At 39.3% G+C, this 19,616-nt stretch carries 12 protein-coding genes; 6 read left to right on the top strand and 6 right to left on the bottom strand.

What is annotated here, in order from left to right; translation table 11 throughout:
* Positions 1–61 precede the first annotated feature (61 nt).
* The 6 genes from D1164_RS17870 to D1164_RS17845 all read right to left on the bottom strand — a co-directional run bounded on the left by D1164_RS17870 (position 62) and on the right by D1164_RS17845 (position 10,148).
* The gene (locus D1164_RS17870; RefSeq protein ID WP_119351264.1) at positions 62–1,570 is read right to left on the bottom strand and encodes a polysaccharide pyruvyl transferase family protein; all 1,509 of its coding nucleotides are present in this window, start codon (positions 1,568–1,570) and stop codon (positions 62–64) included.
* A gap of 383 nt (positions 1,571–1,953) precedes the next feature.
* Positions 1,954–3,783 (bottom strand): RagB/SusD family nutrient uptake outer membrane protein, encoded by a 1,830-nt coding sequence (locus tag D1164_RS17865; RefSeq protein ID WP_172594516.1) that lies wholly within the window; start codon positions 3,781–3,783, stop codon positions 1,954–1,956.
* A 26-nt stretch (positions 3,784–3,809) separates the two neighbouring features.
* Positions 3,810–7,373, bottom strand: coding sequence for a TonB-dependent receptor (locus tag D1164_RS17860; protein WP_119351262.1), 3,564 nt, complete (start codon positions 7,371–7,373; stop codon positions 3,810–3,812).
* Between the two features lie 82 nt (positions 7,374–7,455).
* A complete protein-coding gene (locus D1164_RS17855; RefSeq protein WP_119351261.1) occupies positions 7,456–8,451 on the bottom strand; it encodes a FecR family protein in 996 nt (331 codons plus the stop codon).
* Between the two features lie 155 nt (positions 8,452–8,606).
* A complete protein-coding gene (locus D1164_RS17850) occupies positions 8,607–9,194 on the bottom strand; it encodes an RNA polymerase sigma factor (protein ID WP_172594515.1) in 588 nt (195 codons plus the stop codon).
* A gap of 333 nt (positions 9,195–9,527) precedes the next feature.
* Complete coding sequence (locus tag D1164_RS17845; protein ID WP_119351259.1) at positions 9,528–10,148, bottom strand: YqaA family protein; 621 nt, start codon at positions 10,146–10,148, stop codon at positions 9,528–9,530.
* Positions 10,149–10,822: 674 nt separating this feature from the next.
* On the opposite strand from D1164_RS17845, the gene D1164_RS17835 reads away from it, so the two are divergent.
* The 6 genes from D1164_RS17835 (at position 10,823) to D1164_RS17810 (ending at position 19,605) form a co-directional block, all read left to right on the top strand.
* A complete protein-coding gene (locus tag D1164_RS17835) occupies positions 10,823–12,475 on the top strand; it encodes a hypothetical protein (RefSeq protein WP_119351257.1) in 1,653 nt (550 codons plus the stop codon).
* A 596-nt stretch (positions 12,476–13,071) separates the two neighbouring features.
* Positions 13,072–16,767: an outer membrane protein assembly factor BamB family protein gene (locus D1164_RS17830; RefSeq protein WP_119351256.1), complete on the top strand. Its 3,696-nt coding sequence runs from the start codon at positions 13,072–13,074 to the stop codon at positions 16,765–16,767.
* Entirely contained in the window at positions 16,764–17,552 is a 789-nt protein-coding gene (locus D1164_RS17825) for a hypothetical protein (protein WP_119351255.1), read from the top strand. Before D1164_RS17830 ends, D1164_RS17825 begins: the two co-directional genes overlap by 4 nt.
* The gene (locus tag D1164_RS17820) at positions 17,552–17,773 is read left to right on the top strand and encodes a hypothetical protein (RefSeq protein ID WP_119351254.1); all 222 of its coding nucleotides are present in this window, start codon (positions 17,552–17,554) and stop codon (positions 17,771–17,773) included. The genes D1164_RS17825 and D1164_RS17820 overlap by 1 nt, the downstream gene beginning before the upstream one ends.
* A gap of 1 nt (position 17,774) precedes the next feature.
* The gene (locus D1164_RS17815; protein ID WP_119351253.1) at positions 17,775–18,941 is read left to right on the top strand and encodes an ABC transporter permease; all 1,167 of its coding nucleotides are present in this window, start codon (positions 17,775–17,777) and stop codon (positions 18,939–18,941) included.
* 16 nt (positions 18,942–18,957) lie between these two features.
* The gene (locus D1164_RS17810) at positions 18,958–19,605 is read left to right on the top strand and encodes an ABC transporter ATP-binding protein (protein WP_119351252.1); all 648 of its coding nucleotides are present in this window, start codon (positions 18,958–18,960) and stop codon (positions 19,603–19,605) included.
* The last annotated feature ends 11 nt before the right edge of the window (positions 19,606–19,616 follow it).

Genomic DNA, 19,616 nt, shown 5'->3' with positions numbered 1-19,616 from the left:
ATAACAAAATACAAGATTATAAATCAAATCAGCCAGCTCACGAAAAAAAGCTGGCTAATAATTATTTAGCTTCAGGAACTAAAGCTTTCCCAACAATTTTCATGGCTCGATCCTCAATGTTTTTTAGATAAGGAATAACCTTTGTATTAACTAAATCAGAATAATGTTGATATTGATCATTTATTTTAAAAATAGTGTCTTCAATTTGTTCCGCACTAACATTATCAATATCAAAAAGCCAATCGTTAAGTTTAAAATCATTTAACATCCAAATTTTCCTTCCGCTCTCACTAAAGGTTGGGACAATAGTCGGAGTACCTTGAGGAATAGCCATTAAAAAGGAATGTACCTCCATAGTAACAATAATACGTGCTTGCCGATATAAGGCGACAGCCTGTTCCGTTGTCCAAAATGCATCTGGCATTATACAACTTGAGCGAATATTTTCAGGTAATTTATAATAAATGAATTCTGCAACATTATTGAAATCCGACTCAACTTCTGATGTAATTATTACCTTCATTCCCGTTTTTAACACCCATTGGCTAATAATATGTCTCATTTTCTCCATATGACTAAATCCCCTTTTCCTTCCAATGGTGGAGCTTCCTCTATCTCCCTGATTCCAAGTCCGTGCAACAATTATTAAAAAACGTTTTTGATTTAGACCATTGCGTTTCATGAACTCAGATGCCCAATTATTGTCGCACTGATTAGCAGAAATAGTACTATCAGGTACAAACATGAGGTTAGGTGCATTTATTTGCAAACTTTTCACGTAATCTACAGAGTTGCTATCACGACAAAAAACAAACTTTGCGTTTTCCAGCAGCTTTCTAAAATAAGGTTGACCAGAATCATTAACATCACCAAATGAATCGAATGAATGAGCATAGATCCCATAAGGGATACCTAATTTCCACGCAATTAAAAGGGGTAAGCTTCTTAACACAGTATAATTCCAAAAACCAATAGGTCCGCTTCCCGCTAATGTTTCTTCACCATAAACCAATATCATCCCACTATTGTAGATAAAAAGACATGTTTCAAGCAATACATCAATAAATTGAGGATATTCCTGTTTAACCCGATTGATTATGCCCGAAGCAAATTTATCAAACACTATATCAATATTTGAACTATTAATAATAGGCAGGGTTCCTCCAAACTCATTTTTTATTTTTAGTAATTCGCTACTAAAAACACTGCTTAAAGCATCATCAACAACATCACATTTGGGAAATCCGTGAAGTTCATTATAGATTCTAAATTTTGAACTTCTTTTCATATTCAATGCAGTGACCTGGTATTTTGGAAAGTTATGTTCCAAAAGGGTTACTAACCCCGGAGTTATGGCATAATCTCCAATATTTCCTCCCGGAGTACTCTCCAGTCTCCAAACATAACCAATCATTATACGAGAACACTTCTTTTCCTTCATCATACTTTTTGAATTTACTTTTTTTATATACCATGGTTTCACCCCTAGGGTGAGGCCTGCTGAAACTACTCCAACATGACCTATAAAATTTCGTCGGTTTAACTGCGTATATTTAGAATTCTGTTTCATTACACAAAAATTTTTACAAAATTAACTACAACTAACTATCAAATTACACATAACATATTAACTATGTGCAATATAGATCCTCTATCAAAAGGCGAAGCAATAACAAAACACATGTAAAAACAATTTAGAATCGACACCATGAACATGTACTCAGACAGCACAAATTTCTACCATTAGTTAAAAGGAATTTTCATGACATAAGTATTTTCTCATCACACACCTATATCACATGAATTTTATAAATACAGAACTGTCATCAACCTCTTTACTAATCTGAACATTAAATGTTATCAGAGATTTTTTATTGTTTCCCTGATACTTCTACAAGTGGTTCAATGAAAGTCAGACTACCCTATTGTTAATGACAGGTCTGGAATTATCGTTTATCTAAAATTTGGGTTCTGTTTAATTATTCCAGGTTGGTCATCTACTGCTCTTTGAGGAATAGGAAAGTATTTATCCTCTTCGTCAAAAAAGGCTTGAGCTTCTTTCAAAAAAGGCCTATACTGTTTCCAATCATTTTCAATATAATTGTTCATCCATTCCACCATGGAAAAATTAAAATTACCATGTTCTTCCCAACGCCGCAAGTCGAAAAAACGCAATCCCTCAGCAGCTGTCTCAAGAAACGTTTCTATTTGAATTGCACGCCAAGCTTTATCCTTCGTATTAAAGTCTTCTGTCCTATAAAGACCAATTTTATAATTTGCTGCTGGTTCATCCCAATTTACATTGGGATCTAGGTCATCATTAAATTCATATGAATAACATTTTCCCATGACAACATGATTACTAGCACGTTCACGTAGTTTGTTGATATACCATCTTGCAGACTCAAAATTGCCCTCATTCGTTTCAACCTCAGCCATCCATAAATAAACATGACCTAAACGGAACTTTCTGATATTCTGCGTGCTTGAACCACTATACATTGTTGAAGGTCTTTCTTTGCCATTTTCTTCAAAACTAAACATATGCTTTTTCGAATTAAATACACCTCCAAATGCAGGATCTCGAACATACCCGGATCCTATATGGATTCCCCATCCTAAAAAGGGGATTCCTCTCCTACCCACCGTCCAATCCAACCGTGGATCCACCAATTCCTCGCTAGGATGAAACTCTTCAGTAGATAAAATTCCATATGAATGTTTAAAAGGGTGTTTGTCCCAGTTTTCCAGCGGCAGCCCTTGTTCATTTACCTGAAATGCATTTACAGTTTGTAACGAAATCTGATAAAGCCCCCAACCTCCTAATTTACGAGGCATTACACCTAATCCTGTATTAAAAGAGTTTTGAGTTGCTATACCATTGGAATTTGTAAATGATTGAATCTCGAATAAGGATTCTTTATTGTTGTTATGTACAATGTCATAATTCCAATAAAAATGTTCAACAAGTTCTGCTCCGCTGTTTTCAATAATATCAATTAAAAGAGGTTTCACTTCAGCATATTTCCCCTGCATCAGAAAAACTCTGGCCAAAAGAACTTCAGCTGCGTATTTGTCAACCCTACCAATCTCCTCTTGCTTCTCGGGAAGATTATCAACAGCATACTTGATATCTCCTTCAATTAAACGCCAGGTGTCAATTTCATTATCCTCTGATGTCATATTCGGAACTTTCGAAGGATTCTCCATTTCTGCCTTAGTATATGGCATATCGCTGACTGGATTTTCGAGATTTAATGTAATATACGGTATATATTTAAAAACAATCTTTTGGTTGTAATGAAGCCAGCCTCTAATAAACCGAGCTTCTGCTTTCATTTTTTTAGCCTTCTCAGCAGAAAGTTCTCCATTATTTTCCGCCTCATTTATCAGTTTAAGAGCATCGTTTGCACGCGAAACCCCATCATAAACATATTTCCACCGATATTCTTCACACACATTTGTTGGAAGAACCTGGTACAGTTCATGTGTCCATACCTTAGGTCTGTCCCCGATATGTGAGCCGGCGTAACCATCATCTGCTGCAATACTCCCGAACAACCTGTTGTCTGTACCTATTTCCATTGAGTTAAAAGCGCTAACCTGAAATCCGCTAAGAGCAGAATATGCACCGGTTAACACAGTTTCCGCTCCTTTAGCTCCTTCTAAAGTATTGTCTGATATCTGCCCAGGGGGGAAATGTTCAAAAAAGTTTTCTTTACATGATGTAATAATTAATACAATAAGTACAATCATCAAACTACAATTATTTATCTTTTTCATAGTATTAGCCTCCATAGTCTTGTTTCTTAAAAATTAAAGTTAACACCAAACATTACTTGTGAAGAGATTGGCCTTGCGCTGTCATCTTGCCCCAGACTTATTCCCGATGATAAAACTTCCGGGTCTAATCCAGTATAGTTAGTAATAGTAAACAGATTTGAAGCACGAGTAAAAAAACGTATATCAATTTTTTTAGCAATATTATGAGGCAGTGAATATCCCAACTCAACATTATTCAAACGTAAGTATGAACCATCTTCGACGAAATATGTAGAGGGTTCCTGGCTACCAGCATCATTTGTTTCATATTTTGGCATTTTTGCATCCTCGTTGTTTGCTAGATAAGGGCTTCCCCACGATTCGTAAAGAGTACGGGTTGACCGATTTCCTGCAAATCTCTGAAAATCGAGCTTTCTTCTCATCAAATTCAAAATATCATTTCCATATGACATATATAAATCAGCAGACAAGTCAAAATTCTTATACTCCATATTTACAGTTACTCCAGCAGTAAAATCAGGATGTGGACTTCCTATCAATGTCCTGTCCTTATCATTAATAACTCCATCCTTATTAACATCTCTATACTTAAAATGTCCAGGTTCATTGTATGTTCCTCCCTCTCCAAATGCTGCGGGATGTTTCGTTGCTTCCTCTTCTGTTTGGAATATACCATCTACAATGTATCCATAAAAGATTGGATACTCAGTACCGACTCTTGCAATTGCATATCTCGAACCAGCCCAGTCAGGTGACCATAATGTTTCTCCTTCTATATCAGTTAGCTGCGTTACTTCATTTTTATAATGGGAAAGATATAATGAAAAATCATATTTAAAATTTCCCTTCATTTTAGGCAAAATCTTTAATTCCAAATCAAATCCTCTGTTCTTCATTTGTGCGATATTTACTGAAGGAATCGCTGCGTCTCCGACAACTGCTGGTATACTGGCTTGGTATAGCATATCTTTTGTAATCTTCTGCCATTTTTCAACACTGACATATAGAAAATCAAATATTCTAGATTCTATCCCAAAATTTATTGTTTCAGTCGTCTCCCATTTTGCATTTGGATTTCCAAAAGCTGCTGACTGGACTCCAGAAGTACCTCCTACATTTTCACCATTTAGCGCATAAAATGAGGTAGGTGAATCGCCCCACGATCCAGGAGGTGCGCCGCCTTCTACTACATTGTATGTGGTGTATGAGTTGTAATTCCCAATTCGATCATTTCCTACTAATCCCCAACCTCCTCTAATTTTAAGAAGATTAAGCCAATCCAATTTTTTTAGAAATTGTTCTTCGGAAACTCTCCATGCCAAAGAAATTGCAGGGAAATTCCCATAACGATTATTTTTTCCAAATCGTGAAGATCCATCTCGTCGAAAAGTTGCATTAACAATATATTTATCTCTAAATTGATAATTTAATCTGCCAAATAATGAAAAACTTGACCAACTTGTATAACTACCGGCATTTGTTCGATTTGTTTCACCTGCATTAATGATCATATAATAAACAGGTGGTTCATCTCCTGCTGAATAGTAATTCTGTCTACCACCACTAAGATATCCCCATTTGTTTCCAATACACTCAGATCCTGCCAATAGGTTCAAACTATGCTCATCGGATATTTCAGTTGTATAATTGATCGTATTAATCCAACTCCAAGTGCGATCAGAATCATAATATTTTTGAACTTCATCATAATCAACAGGTGGAATATGTTCTCGTGTTCTATAACCGTAGCGTTTTCTTTCAGACATTCCTACATCAAACCCTGCTTGTGATTTCGCTTTTAGCCCTTTTAAAATATTTGCTTCAATATATAAATTACCGGAAAGGTTTAAATTATTCTGATAACTATTGCGTCCCCGATAAAGTGCTGCAAGAGGATTATAACCTGTAATTTGACCACCAGGAACCTGACTCCCCATAAAATTTCCCATTACATCATAAACAGGAATAATTGGATTAGTCGTATGACAAGCATATATAACATTGGTGTATCCATGTAATCCAGTAAAAGTTTTGTCTATTTCATATCGGGTATTTAATCTTTGTCCTATGGTTAACCAATTATTTAGATCGTGATCTGTATTGACACGTAAATAATATCGTTGATAGTCGAAATATTTATAATAATCGTCTTCATTTAAGTAGCCAGCAACAATTCCAAAAGTCGATTTTTCACTTCCTCCAATAATATTCATATCATATTTTTGATAAAATCCATTACGAGTTATAACGTCCCACCAATCAGTTCCAGGAATACTTGCTTTTGATATAAGGAATACGTCATTTCCATCCTCATTAACTTGACGATTGTCATATTTCTCACTAATGTAATCGTTTGTTATTAGTTCTGAAGTAGCCCGAGCTGGTACAATATACTCTGGTAAGCTAGGCTGGGCTCCAGAACCAAAAAGAGGATGTGATATTTGATCCGTTGGCACACCAGAATTCATTTGCTGTAACCAATATAGTTCTGCATATTCTTGTGTGTTTAACAAATTATAAAACTTAGGAGACATGTTTAATCCTTGTGTTACATTGACACTAATTTTTGTGGCCATTTTTTTTCGGCCTGTCTTAGTGGTTACTAGAATAACACCGGAAGCACCTCGTGCACCATATATGGCAGAAGCATCTGCACTTTTTAATATAGAAATACTCGCTATCTCATCTGGTTGAGGGATTGTTGCTCCAGGAACACCATCTATTACCCACAGAGGCTCATTATTATTGATGGAAGTTATTCCATGTATCCGAACACTGGCTCCTCCACCAAGGCTATGAGATTTTAATACAGTAACTCCACTAGCTTTTCCTTGAAGAATTTGTTGTAAGTCTGTTTTGTTGTTTTTAGTTATATCCTCAGCGTTAATAACTGAAACAGAAGCTGAAATTTCTTCTTTTGTTTGATAACCATATCCCACTGCCACAACCTCCTCAATTCCGATGGTCTCTTCCTCCATTGTTACATTAATGCTCGTTTGGCTTCCAACAACCACCTCCTGTGTCTTCATTCCCACAAATGAAAATATCAGTGTGGCATTGTCAGGAATACCTGCGAGCGAATACTCCCCATCTGCATTTGTAACCGTACCATTGGTGGTGCCTTTAATTACAACGGTTACACCCGGCAGAGGAGAGCCGGAGGAGTCCGTAGCTTTTCCAGAGACAGTTATCTGTGGTTGAAAGCCCCTGTTTTCACCAGGTACACTTTTATCAGATATAACCACATATTTGTCAATGATCCGGTAAGAGAGCTGGTTGGGATCCAGAATTATGGAAAGAACCTTGTCAAGCTTTTCCCCTTTTACATTAATGGATACCTTCTCATCTCGATTAAGAGATGATTTAGAAAAAGCAAACCGGAATTCTGTCTGCTCCTCGATTAATTCAAGAAGATCACCAATCGATATCTCTTCGTAGTGAAGGCTTAGCTTTGTGTTCTGAGAATAAACTCCTGCAGAAACAAGCATTGTCGAAACCAAGATCAAAAAGAAAGTCAGTTTCATGATTTTTACTAATTTTTGCAACCAGGCACATTTCAACCTGGTTGGTTTTTCACACTTTTTTTTCATAAATTTGATCGATTTTTAATTATTAAAGAAATCACTATCTAAAGGGTAAGCGGAATCGTGCCAACTTTTACGCTTACCTTTTTTATTTCCTTCTGATTACATAATCGTTCCCGTTTTGTTTTACATGAATGCCCATTGCCTCATCTATTATTTCAAATAATCTTTGTATCGATTCATTTTTCTTCAGTTTTACATTTAAACTTTCACCTTCAAAATCGTCCGGGTTAAATTCTAATCTGACGTCATACCATCGTTCTGTCTTTTCAAATACCAAATCCATTGGCTCATTTTCAAACATGAGCTCTCCTTCGAGCCAGCCTATTTCATACTGGGGTAATGTGTTGGTAATTACTATGGTATTTTCCTTTTTGTTAAGCGATGCTTTTTCTCCCGGCTTCATCCTCACTTTCTGCTCTTTCGCGCTATGGGGGAAATAAACTAATTCTACGGCTCCTTCTTTTAGGAACGTGGAAGCATACGGCGCTTCCCTGTATGTTATAACATTAAATTCTGTTCCTATGGCTTTTACATTAAAATCCGGAGTTTCAACTATAAATGGATATTTTTGTTTTTTTGCGACCTTGAAGAATGCCTCTCCGGTTAATTTTAAATGGCGGTTTGTTGCATTAAAATCAGTAGTATATTCCAGTCTTGAATCTACATTAAGCCAGACTTCAGAGCCATCCGGTAAAAAAACATGGGAATGTTCACCTTTTGCTGTAGCCAAAACCATTTCGGAGGATTTGTATCTGGGATTGACTAAAAGCCACACGCTTAAAATGAGTAATGGAATGGCAAGTACGGCAGCAATTTTTTGCGCCTGTTTCAATAGGACCTTGATCCGGTAAGATTTTGATTGTTTTTCATATTGTCTTATCCGTTTAAAAATGTTTTCTATCGAAATATCGAAATTTACATTTTCAGCCTGTTGCCAGTTCGAAAACAGCCATTGTTCCGTATCCTGGTTGTCTTTGGATTGCTTTAACCATTTTTCCAGGTTGCGAATTTCTTCGCTCCCCAGGTAATGATTACTGTACAGACGGTTAATTATTTCAACAATATCCTTAGGTACATTCATTTGATATATGTTTTCATTAATATAATATGCTTTAAAAGATTGTTTCCGTGATTAAGGGGGGGGAATATTTTTTTAATTAGTTTAGATTTTTTCGCAACGGTATGGGTCTTTTTTTACGGGCTGGAAGGCGTAATGCAAACACAATCAGCCCCTTTTTAGAAGCGTTTAAAAAACAAAGAAAAAAGAACAAATGTTGTTTTTTTTAGGTTTTCCTTTAAATAAGAAAGTGCTTTTCGGATTTGGGTATCAACGGTATGTTCGCTTATGCCTAATTTTTTGGCAATCTCCTTATAGCTTAGTCCTTCGTAACGGCTTAGTTTGAATACTTCCTTTCGCTTTTCCGGCATCGATTCTATTAACTGAGCTAATAATAACTTTAATTCATTATACTCAATTTGATTTTGCGTAGAATCATCATTTTCATTCACAAACAAGCCAAATTCTTCTACATATTTCCTTCTTACTATTTGTTTGCGCAGGTGCATGAACAGCTCGTTACGAACCATTGTGTAGAGCAGGGCATTTAAAGACTTGCCTGAATCGAGCTTTTTCCGGTATAACCATAGATTTGTAAAAACATCTTGAATGATGTTTTCTGCTTCCTCGCTGGTGGGCAAACTTTTGCGAATAAAGTCAAACAGTTTTCCTTTGTACTTATAGAAAATAAGTTCAAAAGCTACTTTGTCCCCTTTTTTAAGGCGTAATAACAGGTCTTCCTCTTTATTTAAATGAATTGTACCCAATGAAATGAGTTGCTAAATAGAAAACAAATATAGAAATCAAATTTCAGAACGCGGACAAAATCATTGGATTCTGACGAAGTTTCAATACAAAAACTACGACAGGAAAGCTGTCGGAAAGTATAACTTTAATGAGTATAAAATATCCTAAAGAACTGTGCCTGATTTTTATCTACAGTCTTTTATAAATTTTTTGTAATCGAAAAGAAACAGGAACCCAGGTGCCTTCAAAATTTAGTATGTTCCAACTTTTGAGAAATGCGATGATATTACCTTGTTCCAGGGAATTTTTTGAACCTCGATATAAAATGGAAAAAGGACCTTTCCCAAAGGGGATTAAAAAATCCCAAAGATGATCAGGGCATAAATAATAAAACGCAAATACCGGAAAAGAGACCACAGTAAATAGCTTTTAAAATTGTATTTAATCAGGCCGGATGCCAAACTCACGATGGAGTGGGGGATGGGCGAAACCGCACCTAAAAAAACAAAAACGCCACCCCATTTTCTTAAGTTGGTAATATGCTTTTGTATTTTTATTTCGATATGGGTCTTGAAGTAAGGTATCAGGAACAGGCGGGTGCCCAGAAAGTATGCAAGTACTCCCCCGATATAAGATAAAGTGGCCAATACAAATACCGCAATCCAGGGGGTTTCTAATTTGGATGCCCAGGCGATAAACATTTCCGGAGGCAACAGGCCTAAAAAAGTCTCAGATACAAAAAAGACCGAATAAATTATTTTGGGAGAATAGGTGGTTACCAGGTTATTGAGTAATACATTAAAATCTAAAAGAAATATTTCCAGACCAATTAGTAGCAACACAAAAATCGCAGTAACGGTGCCTCCTTTATAGGCTGTATTTTTCAGGAAGGAATAAAATTGCGTGATTTTGTAGTATCGGTTCAGTATTGATAATCGCCTGGGAGAAAAGCTCTGGAACAAATATTTTATCATTGTTTCATTTTAAGTCGGTATTAGCATATCAAAAACGACTTTCTATTAACAAGGTTTGATTACGAAATGTTGTAGTAAACAATTAATATTTTATTTGGCTGCGGTGGTATCCGGGGTATTTAAACTCTTTTTCATACCTTATTGTCTGAATTAATAATTTGGATTTTGCAGGCCGCGTTTTTTGCGGTCTTGCTTTTGTCCAGGCAGTCAGAACAATAAAGGTTATGATTCCGGCAGTTTTTGTCTTTTTTAAGAATGATAACAGCAAGGAGAAAACTCAAAAATAAAAACAGATCAATGCCCATTTTTTTTGATAAAAATGTCTGGAGTAATCATTTGTGTGCGTATTCTGCACAAAATTATTAGCTAATGATAAACTTTATGAGTAAAATTACCTCTGAAATTTTAGAAACTGTTTAAATTTTATTCCACAGTACTATATTGCTTTGATTTTCAGTTTTTACCCCAATCCCTGAAGGGTGTACTGAAAATCCCAGCCTGACGTCTGGCAGGAATTTACTCCCTTTAGGGGTGGGGTTAAATGAATTGATTTCCAATATCATGATTAGTGCAATAAAACTTAACCCCATTTTATATAATATTATATTTTTACGATTTTTAAACAGTTTTTGAATGAATATTTTGAAAATTGATCCACACAAAATAGTTTCATCATGAAAAATTCACTGTTACTTCTCTTCTTATTTTCGGGTATATTCAGTTTGGTACACGGGCAGATTAATAGCCCGGATGAAAATGTAGTTATAACAACGAATAAGGGTAAAACCCAGGCGCATACGAACGAAAGCGGGAAGTTGCTTGTAAACGTATCTCCCAGGGATGTCTCTGAATTTAAAAAGAATGGGTTTGTCTCTTATTTTGATTTTGGTGCCAAAGGAAATGGTAAAACGGATGATGCAGATGCCATTGCTGCTGCTCATGCATTTGCCAATCAGCAAGGTCTTGCTGTAAAAGCTGACGCAGGGGCAACCTACTATATTGGAGGAAAAGACCGTACCGCGGTTATCCAGACCGACACTGATTTTGGTACGGCAAATTTTATCATTGACGATACTAAGGTGGAAAACCGAAATTCCTCTGTTTTTTTGGTCAGTTCCGGATTACAACCTTTCAAACTTGAGGGAGTATCTTCCCTTAAAAAGAATCAGGAGAAAATAGATGTTGCCTTAACCAAAAACTGCCTGGTTACAGTGACTAATTCCCATATCAGACGATACATCCGGTTTGGGCTGAACCAGAATAATGGCTCTCCGCAGACAGATATTTTTGTGGTGGATAAAAACGGTAACATAGATTCTAATGCTCCCATCATTTGGGACTTTGATCAGATTACGGACATCACAGCCCTCCCCATGGATGAAACAACACTGACCATTACCGGGGGGCGTTTCACCACCATTGCCAACCAGGCTGAATCTAAGTATACCTATTATAACCGAAACATAGCAATCAGGCGTTCAAATGTTCTTGTGGACGGACTGGAACACCGTGTCGTGGGCGAAGGGGACCATGGAGCACCTTATGGCGGTTTTATTAACATCCGCGATTGCTCTTACGTAACGGTACAAAACACCATCCTGACCGGACACAAAACATACCGTACCATTGGCTCTGCAGGAAAACCGGTTTCTATGGGCACTTACGATATCACGGTGAACCGTGCCCTGAATGTGTCATTTGTGAACTGCACCCAGACAAATGACATCAATGATCGCACTTACTGGGGAATCCTGGGATCCAATTACTGCAAGAATTTGGTTTACGATAAATGCACCCTGTCACGGTTCGATGCCCACATGGGGGTTGCCAATGCAACCATCCGGAATTCGACCCTGGGACATATGGGCATTAATGCTATCGGCAGCGGGTCTTTTACCGTGGAGAACAGTACTATTTACGGAAGGACTCTCATCAACCTGCGCTCCGATTACGGCAGCACATGGCAGGGGGAGTTTATTATTCGCAACTGCGTTTTTGTGCCTTCGGGCGGCAGTCCAGCCAGGGCGAGCCTGATTGGCGGCTCCTATTCCGGGCAGCATGATTTTGGGTACACCTGTTATATGCCGGAACGGATCACAATTGATTCCCTTCATATTGACGATTCCAATCATCCGGAAGGCTACAAGGGGCCAACTATTTTTGCAAATTTTAATTCCGATTTTACGGACGATTCCTACGTGGAAAAGTTTCCTTATGTCAGGACCCGGGAAGTAATTCTCAGGAATGTGACCACTGCCAGTGGCAAGGTTTTGAGAATTAGTGATAATCCGTTTATGTTTAAAGATGTGAAGGTAAACACCAATTAATGGCGCTTTGAAGGGGAATCTGAAGGAACACTCCGCTCTGCAATATAGGGTAAATGTCTGGTGGGGTATCTTTCCGATTCATGCGAGTCAAGAGTTGAACCCACTTCGGGGTTCTTTTCATACCCACTTCATTCCCATGGGTTTTACCCGTGGCTATTATTATTTAATCCCTTTCGGGATAAAGAAATGTCCGAAGGACATAAATAAAAAATAGCCCCGTGCGAAGCCCGGGGAAGGCAATGCGGGGTAAAGACACAACCCCGGAGTGGGTTGAATTACTGATAATCAGCTAGTGTTCAACTTTTGATATGCATGATTCATCATTTTAAAAGGCTGTAATTTTCGAATTAAAAAAAAACGAATAGAACAAATGGTCATTTCTTTCTTTAAGATTAATTTTTTGGAAAATGCAGGTGGATTGGTTTGGAACTTTTCCTTTCTCCTCTATTTTTATGAAAATTAGAGTTACTATGTTTGTACATCCTTTAAGGAGGTTAACCGGAGTTGTCGTCCTGTTAGTTTCATTTCAGTAATTCGAATATATTTGTAGTAGAAAAAACGACTATTTTAAAAACCTTAATCAACAGCCTGGAAGCATGAGAAGAGTTTCTGTAATAATTTTCGTATTCCTCCAACTTTTTTCACAACCTGTATTTTCTCACGATTGGCCGATGTGGCGGAATGATTTTAACCGTTCAGCTTCCACACCGGAGCAACTGGCCGATGAGCTTTATTTACAATGGCAGGTAACGTATTCGCCCAGAAATCCGGTTTGGGATGATCCACTCAACCAAAACCTGATGCAATACGATCGGCTTTTCGAACCGGTAGTGGCCGGGGACAAAATTTTTATCGGCTTTAATGATCAGGATAAAGTGGTGGCGGTAGATATACATTCAGGAGAAGAACTTTGGCATTTTTATGCCGATGGTCCGGTTCGGCTTCCCCTGGCAGTAAACAAAGGGCGAATTTATTTTACCGGCGACGATGGTTACATATATTGCCTGAATACAGAAGACGGTGCTTTATTATGGAAGCGGTTACTAGCTCCTGCAGAAAATAAATTACTGGGAAACAAAAGGCTTATTTCCATGTGGCCTGCCAGAGGCGGGGTAGTAATGAAAGACGATGTTGTATATACGGCGGCCAGCATTTTTCCATTGATGGGAACGTTTATTTATGCACTTGATGCCGTCACCGGAAATATTATCTGGAAAAATGAGGGTACCGGCAGCAATTACATTCTTCAGCCGCACCGCTCACCTGCTTTTGCTGATGTGGCGCCTCAGGGAGCTTTTACCATTAGCGGCGACAAGTTGCTGGTGGCAGGCGGACGCTCGGTGCCTGCAGCTTTCGATTTAAAAACCGGCGAGGAGCTTTATTATCATTTGGCTGCCAACCAGAAAACCGGCGGTTCTTTTACCTGTGCCAACGATAAAGTTTTTTTTAATCATTTCCGGAAAAGGGCAACCAACATGTATAGCTCGGAAGATGGAAACAAACTTATTTCTAACGTGGGGGAGTATCCTGTGGTGGATGGCGACCGTATTTATTTTTCGGGCGAAAAATTATGGGCAGCGCAGTTAATGCCCGATAATAAACTGGATACCTTGTGGTGCGAAAATATTTCAGCCTGTAACGATCTGATTAAAGCCGGGAATTGCCTTTTTGCTGCCGACAGTTCAGGGGTTTCAGCAGTGAAACTTTTGCCCGGAAATAAGACGGAAATTATCTGGAATTTCAAAACAGAAAAGAATGTGGAGCGACTGGTGGCCGCCAACGGCAAGTTAATAGCTGTTACTAGCGACGGAACATTGATGGTGTTTGGGCAAAATCCGGTGAGTAAGGTAGCCCTTCATAGGAAAACCGAAACGAAAGTAAAATCAAACCAGGAATCAAAAATATTGAAGGAAGCTGGTATAACAGAAGGATATGGTATTGTGCTGGGAGGCGATAACATTCAGCTTTTAAAAAATCTGGTGAATGATACCCGTTTGAATATGGTGGTTTACGACAAAAGCCGGGAAAAAGTACAATCCCTCAGAGAGTATTTTGATCGGGAAGGCATTAAAGCAGAGCGGTTAAGCTTTCAGCATTGGGGCGATAAATTTCCTGCCCTGCCCAGGTATTTTTCGTCGTTCACCATCATAAATGACCTGTCGTATTTAAAAGAAAACGGCAAAGACTTTTTAGAGAAAGTTTACGCTTCTGCACGGCCTTATGGCGGTAAAATCCTGATAAAGGGAAATGGTAAACAGCAGGACATTCTGTTAAAAGCTATAAGAGAACTTGAGCTTCCCGGGGCAAAGCTAGAAGAGAAAAAAGGTTTTTGTCAGGTAATACGAACCGGCCCGCTGCATGGAGCTTCACCCTGGACACATAACTACGGCGATATTGCCAATACCGTAAAGTCAGATGATCAGTTGGTGAAAGCCCCGCTTGGTATTTTATGGTTTGGCGGAAACTCGAATATGGATGTGCTTCCGCGCCACGGCCACGGGCCCGGAGAGCAGGTAATCGACGGGCGGCTGATAATCCAGGGAATGAATAGCATCAGCGCCCGCGACGTGTATACGGGAAGAGTGATATGGAAGTACAAAACTGAAAAATTACTGGAAGACAACTGGCTTGTTTATTATGATGAAAGTTATGATGAGGAAAACCCGCTCGACCCTAAATACAACCAGGTGCATTTGCCCGGTTCCAATGCAAGGGGAACCAATTACATTGCGACCAGGGAGTTTGTTTATCTTATTGAAGGAAGCGAGTGTACGCTGATTGACATCAACACTGGGAAAGCAGCCAGGGTGTTTAACACGGGCGGGGAGAATACCCAAAAACTCGGATATATTGGCGTTTACAAAGACCTGCTGATTCTCGGGAGTAATTTTGCAGAATTCCCTGAAATGGAGAAAGACGAGGTGGAAGTTAAAAGGGAACGTTTTACCGATTATAACCTCACCGCAAGTAGCAAGCTGATAATTTTAAACCGGTTTACAGGTGAAAAGTTATGGAGTATGGATGCCAATCATGGGTTTATTCATAACTCGGTGATTGCAGGCGACGATATGCTGTTTTGCCTCGATAAACTTCCGCAATATTTGGAAACGAAACTGAAAAGACGGGGCGAGCCACTCCCCGAAGGCTCCAGGTTGTTATACCTGAATGCGCGAACCGGTGAGATCATCAGGGAAGAGACAGAAGATGTGTTTGGAACCTGGCTCGGATATTCCGGTGAATATAAATTGTTGCTTCAGGCGACACGCCCTTCCCGCGATATGTTGAACGGGGAAGTGGGTACGCGCATGATTGCTTATGACATTCAGACCAAGAACAAAATATGGGATCGTGAAATGAGTTATGCCAATCCGCCCATTATTCATAACGATAAAATTTATACCAATGGCGAAGGGTTTCAGCTTTTAACCGGCGATTCGCTTACTGAAAAAGACCCGGTTACCGGAGAAGATTTAAAATGGAGTTTCAAGCGGGAATATGGCTGCGGAATAGTTGCTGCAAGCGAGCACCTGCTTACCTTCCGGTCGGCTTCGGCAGGTTTTATCAATCTCAATGCATTTGAAGGAACAGGAAGTTTGGGCGGATGGAAAGCCAGTTGCTCCACCAACCTGATTGCTGCCGATGGGGTACTTAATTCTCCGGATTATACCCGTACCTGCCAATGTGCATACCAGAACCAGACCTCGCTTGCATTGGTAAATATGCCCTGGATGGCCTACTGGACAAACAGTAATTATTCCTGGAACGGAAAACAAATACAACAACTTGGGCTGAACCTGAATGCTCCGGGCGACAGGAGTGCGGATAACGATGTGTTGTGGATTGAATTTCCGGTGGTAGCCGGGGCAGCTTCCGGAATTCCGGTGAAACTGGATACACTTGGGTTTCATCAAATCAGAAAAGAACCGGTCAGTATTTCATCTGAAAAAACTCCGTGGGTAAGCGCCAGCGCACTCGGCGGCATAAAATCAGTTGAAATAACATTAAGCCAGGAGGAATTTATTCCTGAAACATTTTACACGGTAAAACTCTATTTTGCTGAACTCGAAAATAAAAATCCCGGAGAACGGATATTTGACATTGTCGTTCAGGGAGAAAAAGTGGCGAATGAGTTTGATATTGTAAAAGAGGCAGGTGCCCCTGATGCCGAGGTGGTAAAAGTGTTTGAAGGAATAAAAGCCGGTAAAATATTAAAAATAGATTTGATTCCGGTAAATGGAAATACCCTGATTTCAGGGATTGAATTAACGCAGGAAAAACTGGTCGGGAAATGAAACGAACCTATCTGAAAATATTGGTTATTGGAGCGCTGCTGAGCTTGGCATGTACCACAAAAGTATCGGAATGGGTGCTGCTGAACTCCGATTCAGAAAAATACCTGCTTGTTTATTTCCATCAGAATGAACTAACCGAATCAGAAATTCAACAAAATAAAGAGCTTGAAAATCATTTCACCCCGGCAAACCTGTTTTTTAAAACAATAAAAAGGGAAGACATTGAAAAACCATACTATGCGCTTTATTTTAACAATCAACTCATTTCGGAATATGCGGGTTCTGCGGAAATGAAAAATATCGTCACTTCGCCTTTGCGTGAAAAAACGAGAAACGAATTGATGGCCGGGAAACTGTGTGTAATGGTTTACCTGAAATGCGGCAACAATGAAAAAGATGCGAAAGGATGGAGTACGCTAAACCAAACGCTTGAAGCATCTCCTTTTGGAAAAATAATTTCGCTTGTTGAACTGGATCGAAACAGTGTGGAGGAAAGTCTTTTCGTATCGATGTTATTGAATGTGGAAAGTGATTTAAAAGAAATTCAGGAGCCCATGTTGTTTGGAGTATTTGGGCGTTTTAGGGCGCTTGAACCATTATTGGCAAAAGGGATTTCAGCAGAAAACATTAACCTGATGATCGATTTTTTTACAGCCGACTGCAGTTGCCTGATTAAAGACCAATTGCCGGGACAAAGTATTTTGTGCAAGGGCAACTGGGATGATCCCCAACCTGCACGGGTTAATGCCATACTGGACGCAACCCCGGAATTAATGCACCGGTAATGAAGCAGGATACCATTGCATACGATTCATTGAGCGCGCGGCCTTTGCCCAAATGGCTTACCGACCAGCGGGATGGGCTGAATACCTATCAGCCCGAAAAGTTTGAGATGAAGGAAGACAGGACATTACAGGTTTCGCTTATTTCTACCGGGGTGGTAATCCTGTTAACGGTTGTTTTTTTAACCATCTATTTTCTGAGAAAAAATAAAAAGAGAAACTAATATGAATCCTTTAAAACTGGTTTTCAAAGAGCTTTTTTACCGGAAGGTCAGTTCGCTGATAATCCTGGTAACCGTGATTGCGGCCGGGACGGTGTCGGTGGCGGTGTACACACTAAGTAAAGCCAGCGAGAATGAGACACGGAAAATTATGCGGGAACAGGGATTGAATCTGTATATCTTTCCGAAAGGAACAAACCTGATTGATTTCTACTCGGTGAACAACACCTCCACATTTCCGGAACATTATATCGATACACTGGCAGAATCAAAAACTTTTGATGCGGTGAGGCATCTTACCGGTATTCTTCAGCTAAAATATCCCAACTGGGTTGATCCGAATGGCTCCAAACATCAGATTGTCGTGATGGGATACAAAGACGAAGCCATGCAGCGATTCCTGTCGAAACAGGAAACAATGGGATTCGATGTGGAGAAAGGGACTGTTCATATAGGGGCGCTTTTATCGGTAAATATTCCGGAAGGCGAAAATTTTACTATTGCCGGAACCGATGGCAAACAATATGAGTTTAAGGTTGCCAAAAGACTGGAAGAGGGAAAGGGGATGCTGGACCAGGGAGTGGCATTTAACCTGACCGACCTGCAGCAGGTTTTGGATATGAAAGGGCAAATTAATAAAATAGAAGCCCTTGGTTGTGTTTGTCACGATGGCAGGATTAAGAATGCACGGGGGCAGTTGCAGGATATTTTTTCTGATTTGGAAGTAACGGAGGTGAGCAGCATTGCCAATGCCCGCGAAAACCAGCGGCTGATGATGAATAAATACGGTTCATTTATCATTCCGTTTGTCCTAATTGTTTCACTGCTTATTTCCGGCCTGCTCTTTTATTCCAATGTCAACAGCCGGAAATACGAAATCGGGATTTTGAAAGCCATGGGTAAAAGCAAATCTTACATCCTTTTTATGATTCTCTTTAAAGCATTTGTTATTGGACTTTTAGGCAGCCTTGCCGGTTTTTTTGCGGGCAGTTTTATTGCAGAATATTTTGGGAAGGAGATTTTTCGTTTTACGGCCATGTCAATCAAACCACTATGGTCACTGCTCGGGTACAGCGTATTTATCTTTCCCATTTTGTGGATGTTGGCGAGTTGGGTGCCTGCACTTTTGGCTACACAGATTGACGCCGCAAAAACATTGAGTAAGGAATAATAAAATGTAAAACAGGATGTTGAAAATCAATAACGTTTCAAAAATATATTTGAAGGGGAAAGACAAATTTACAGCCCTTCAGGATGTTTCTTTGGAAGTAGAAAAATCTGATTTTTTGGCTGTTGTCGGACCAAGCGGTTCCGGTAAATCAACGCTGTTACACTTGGTTGGAGGACTGATTCAACCCGATTCGGGCCAGGTTTTATTCCGGGGGAACGACGTGTACAAAATGAATAGTAAGGAGGCAAACCGGTACCGAACAAAAAATGTGGGTTTTGTTTTTCAGCAGTTCCACTTAATACCTTACCTGACAGTGTATGAAAACATAAAAATAGCTGAAACGGAATCAGAAAGGAAAAACGGAAAAATAGAAGCACTTTTGGAAAAATGTGCTCTTTTACCATTGAAAAATAAATACCCGTCTGAGCTAAGTGTGGGAGAGAAGCAGCGAACGGCTTTTGTACGCGCCATTATATCAGAACCGGAAATCTTGCTGGCCGACGAACCTACCGGAAACCTCGACCCTGAAAACAGCAAAATTTTGATGACGCTTATCAAAGAATTTAATGAAGATGGGGGCACAGTCCTGTTGGTTTCACATGAGCCTGAAACAACAAATTATGCAACCAAAATAATAACCCTTCGCTCGGGAAAACGAGTATAATCCTACTGGTA

The sequence above is a fragment of the Mariniphaga sediminis genome, assembly GCF_003573545.1.
Classification (GTDB): Bacteria; Bacteroidota; Bacteroidia; order Bacteroidales; family Prolixibacteraceae; genus Mariniphaga; species Mariniphaga sediminis.
The sequence above is the reverse complement of the archived record's forward strand: the minus strand, read 5'-3'. Positions and strand labels throughout refer to the sequence as shown.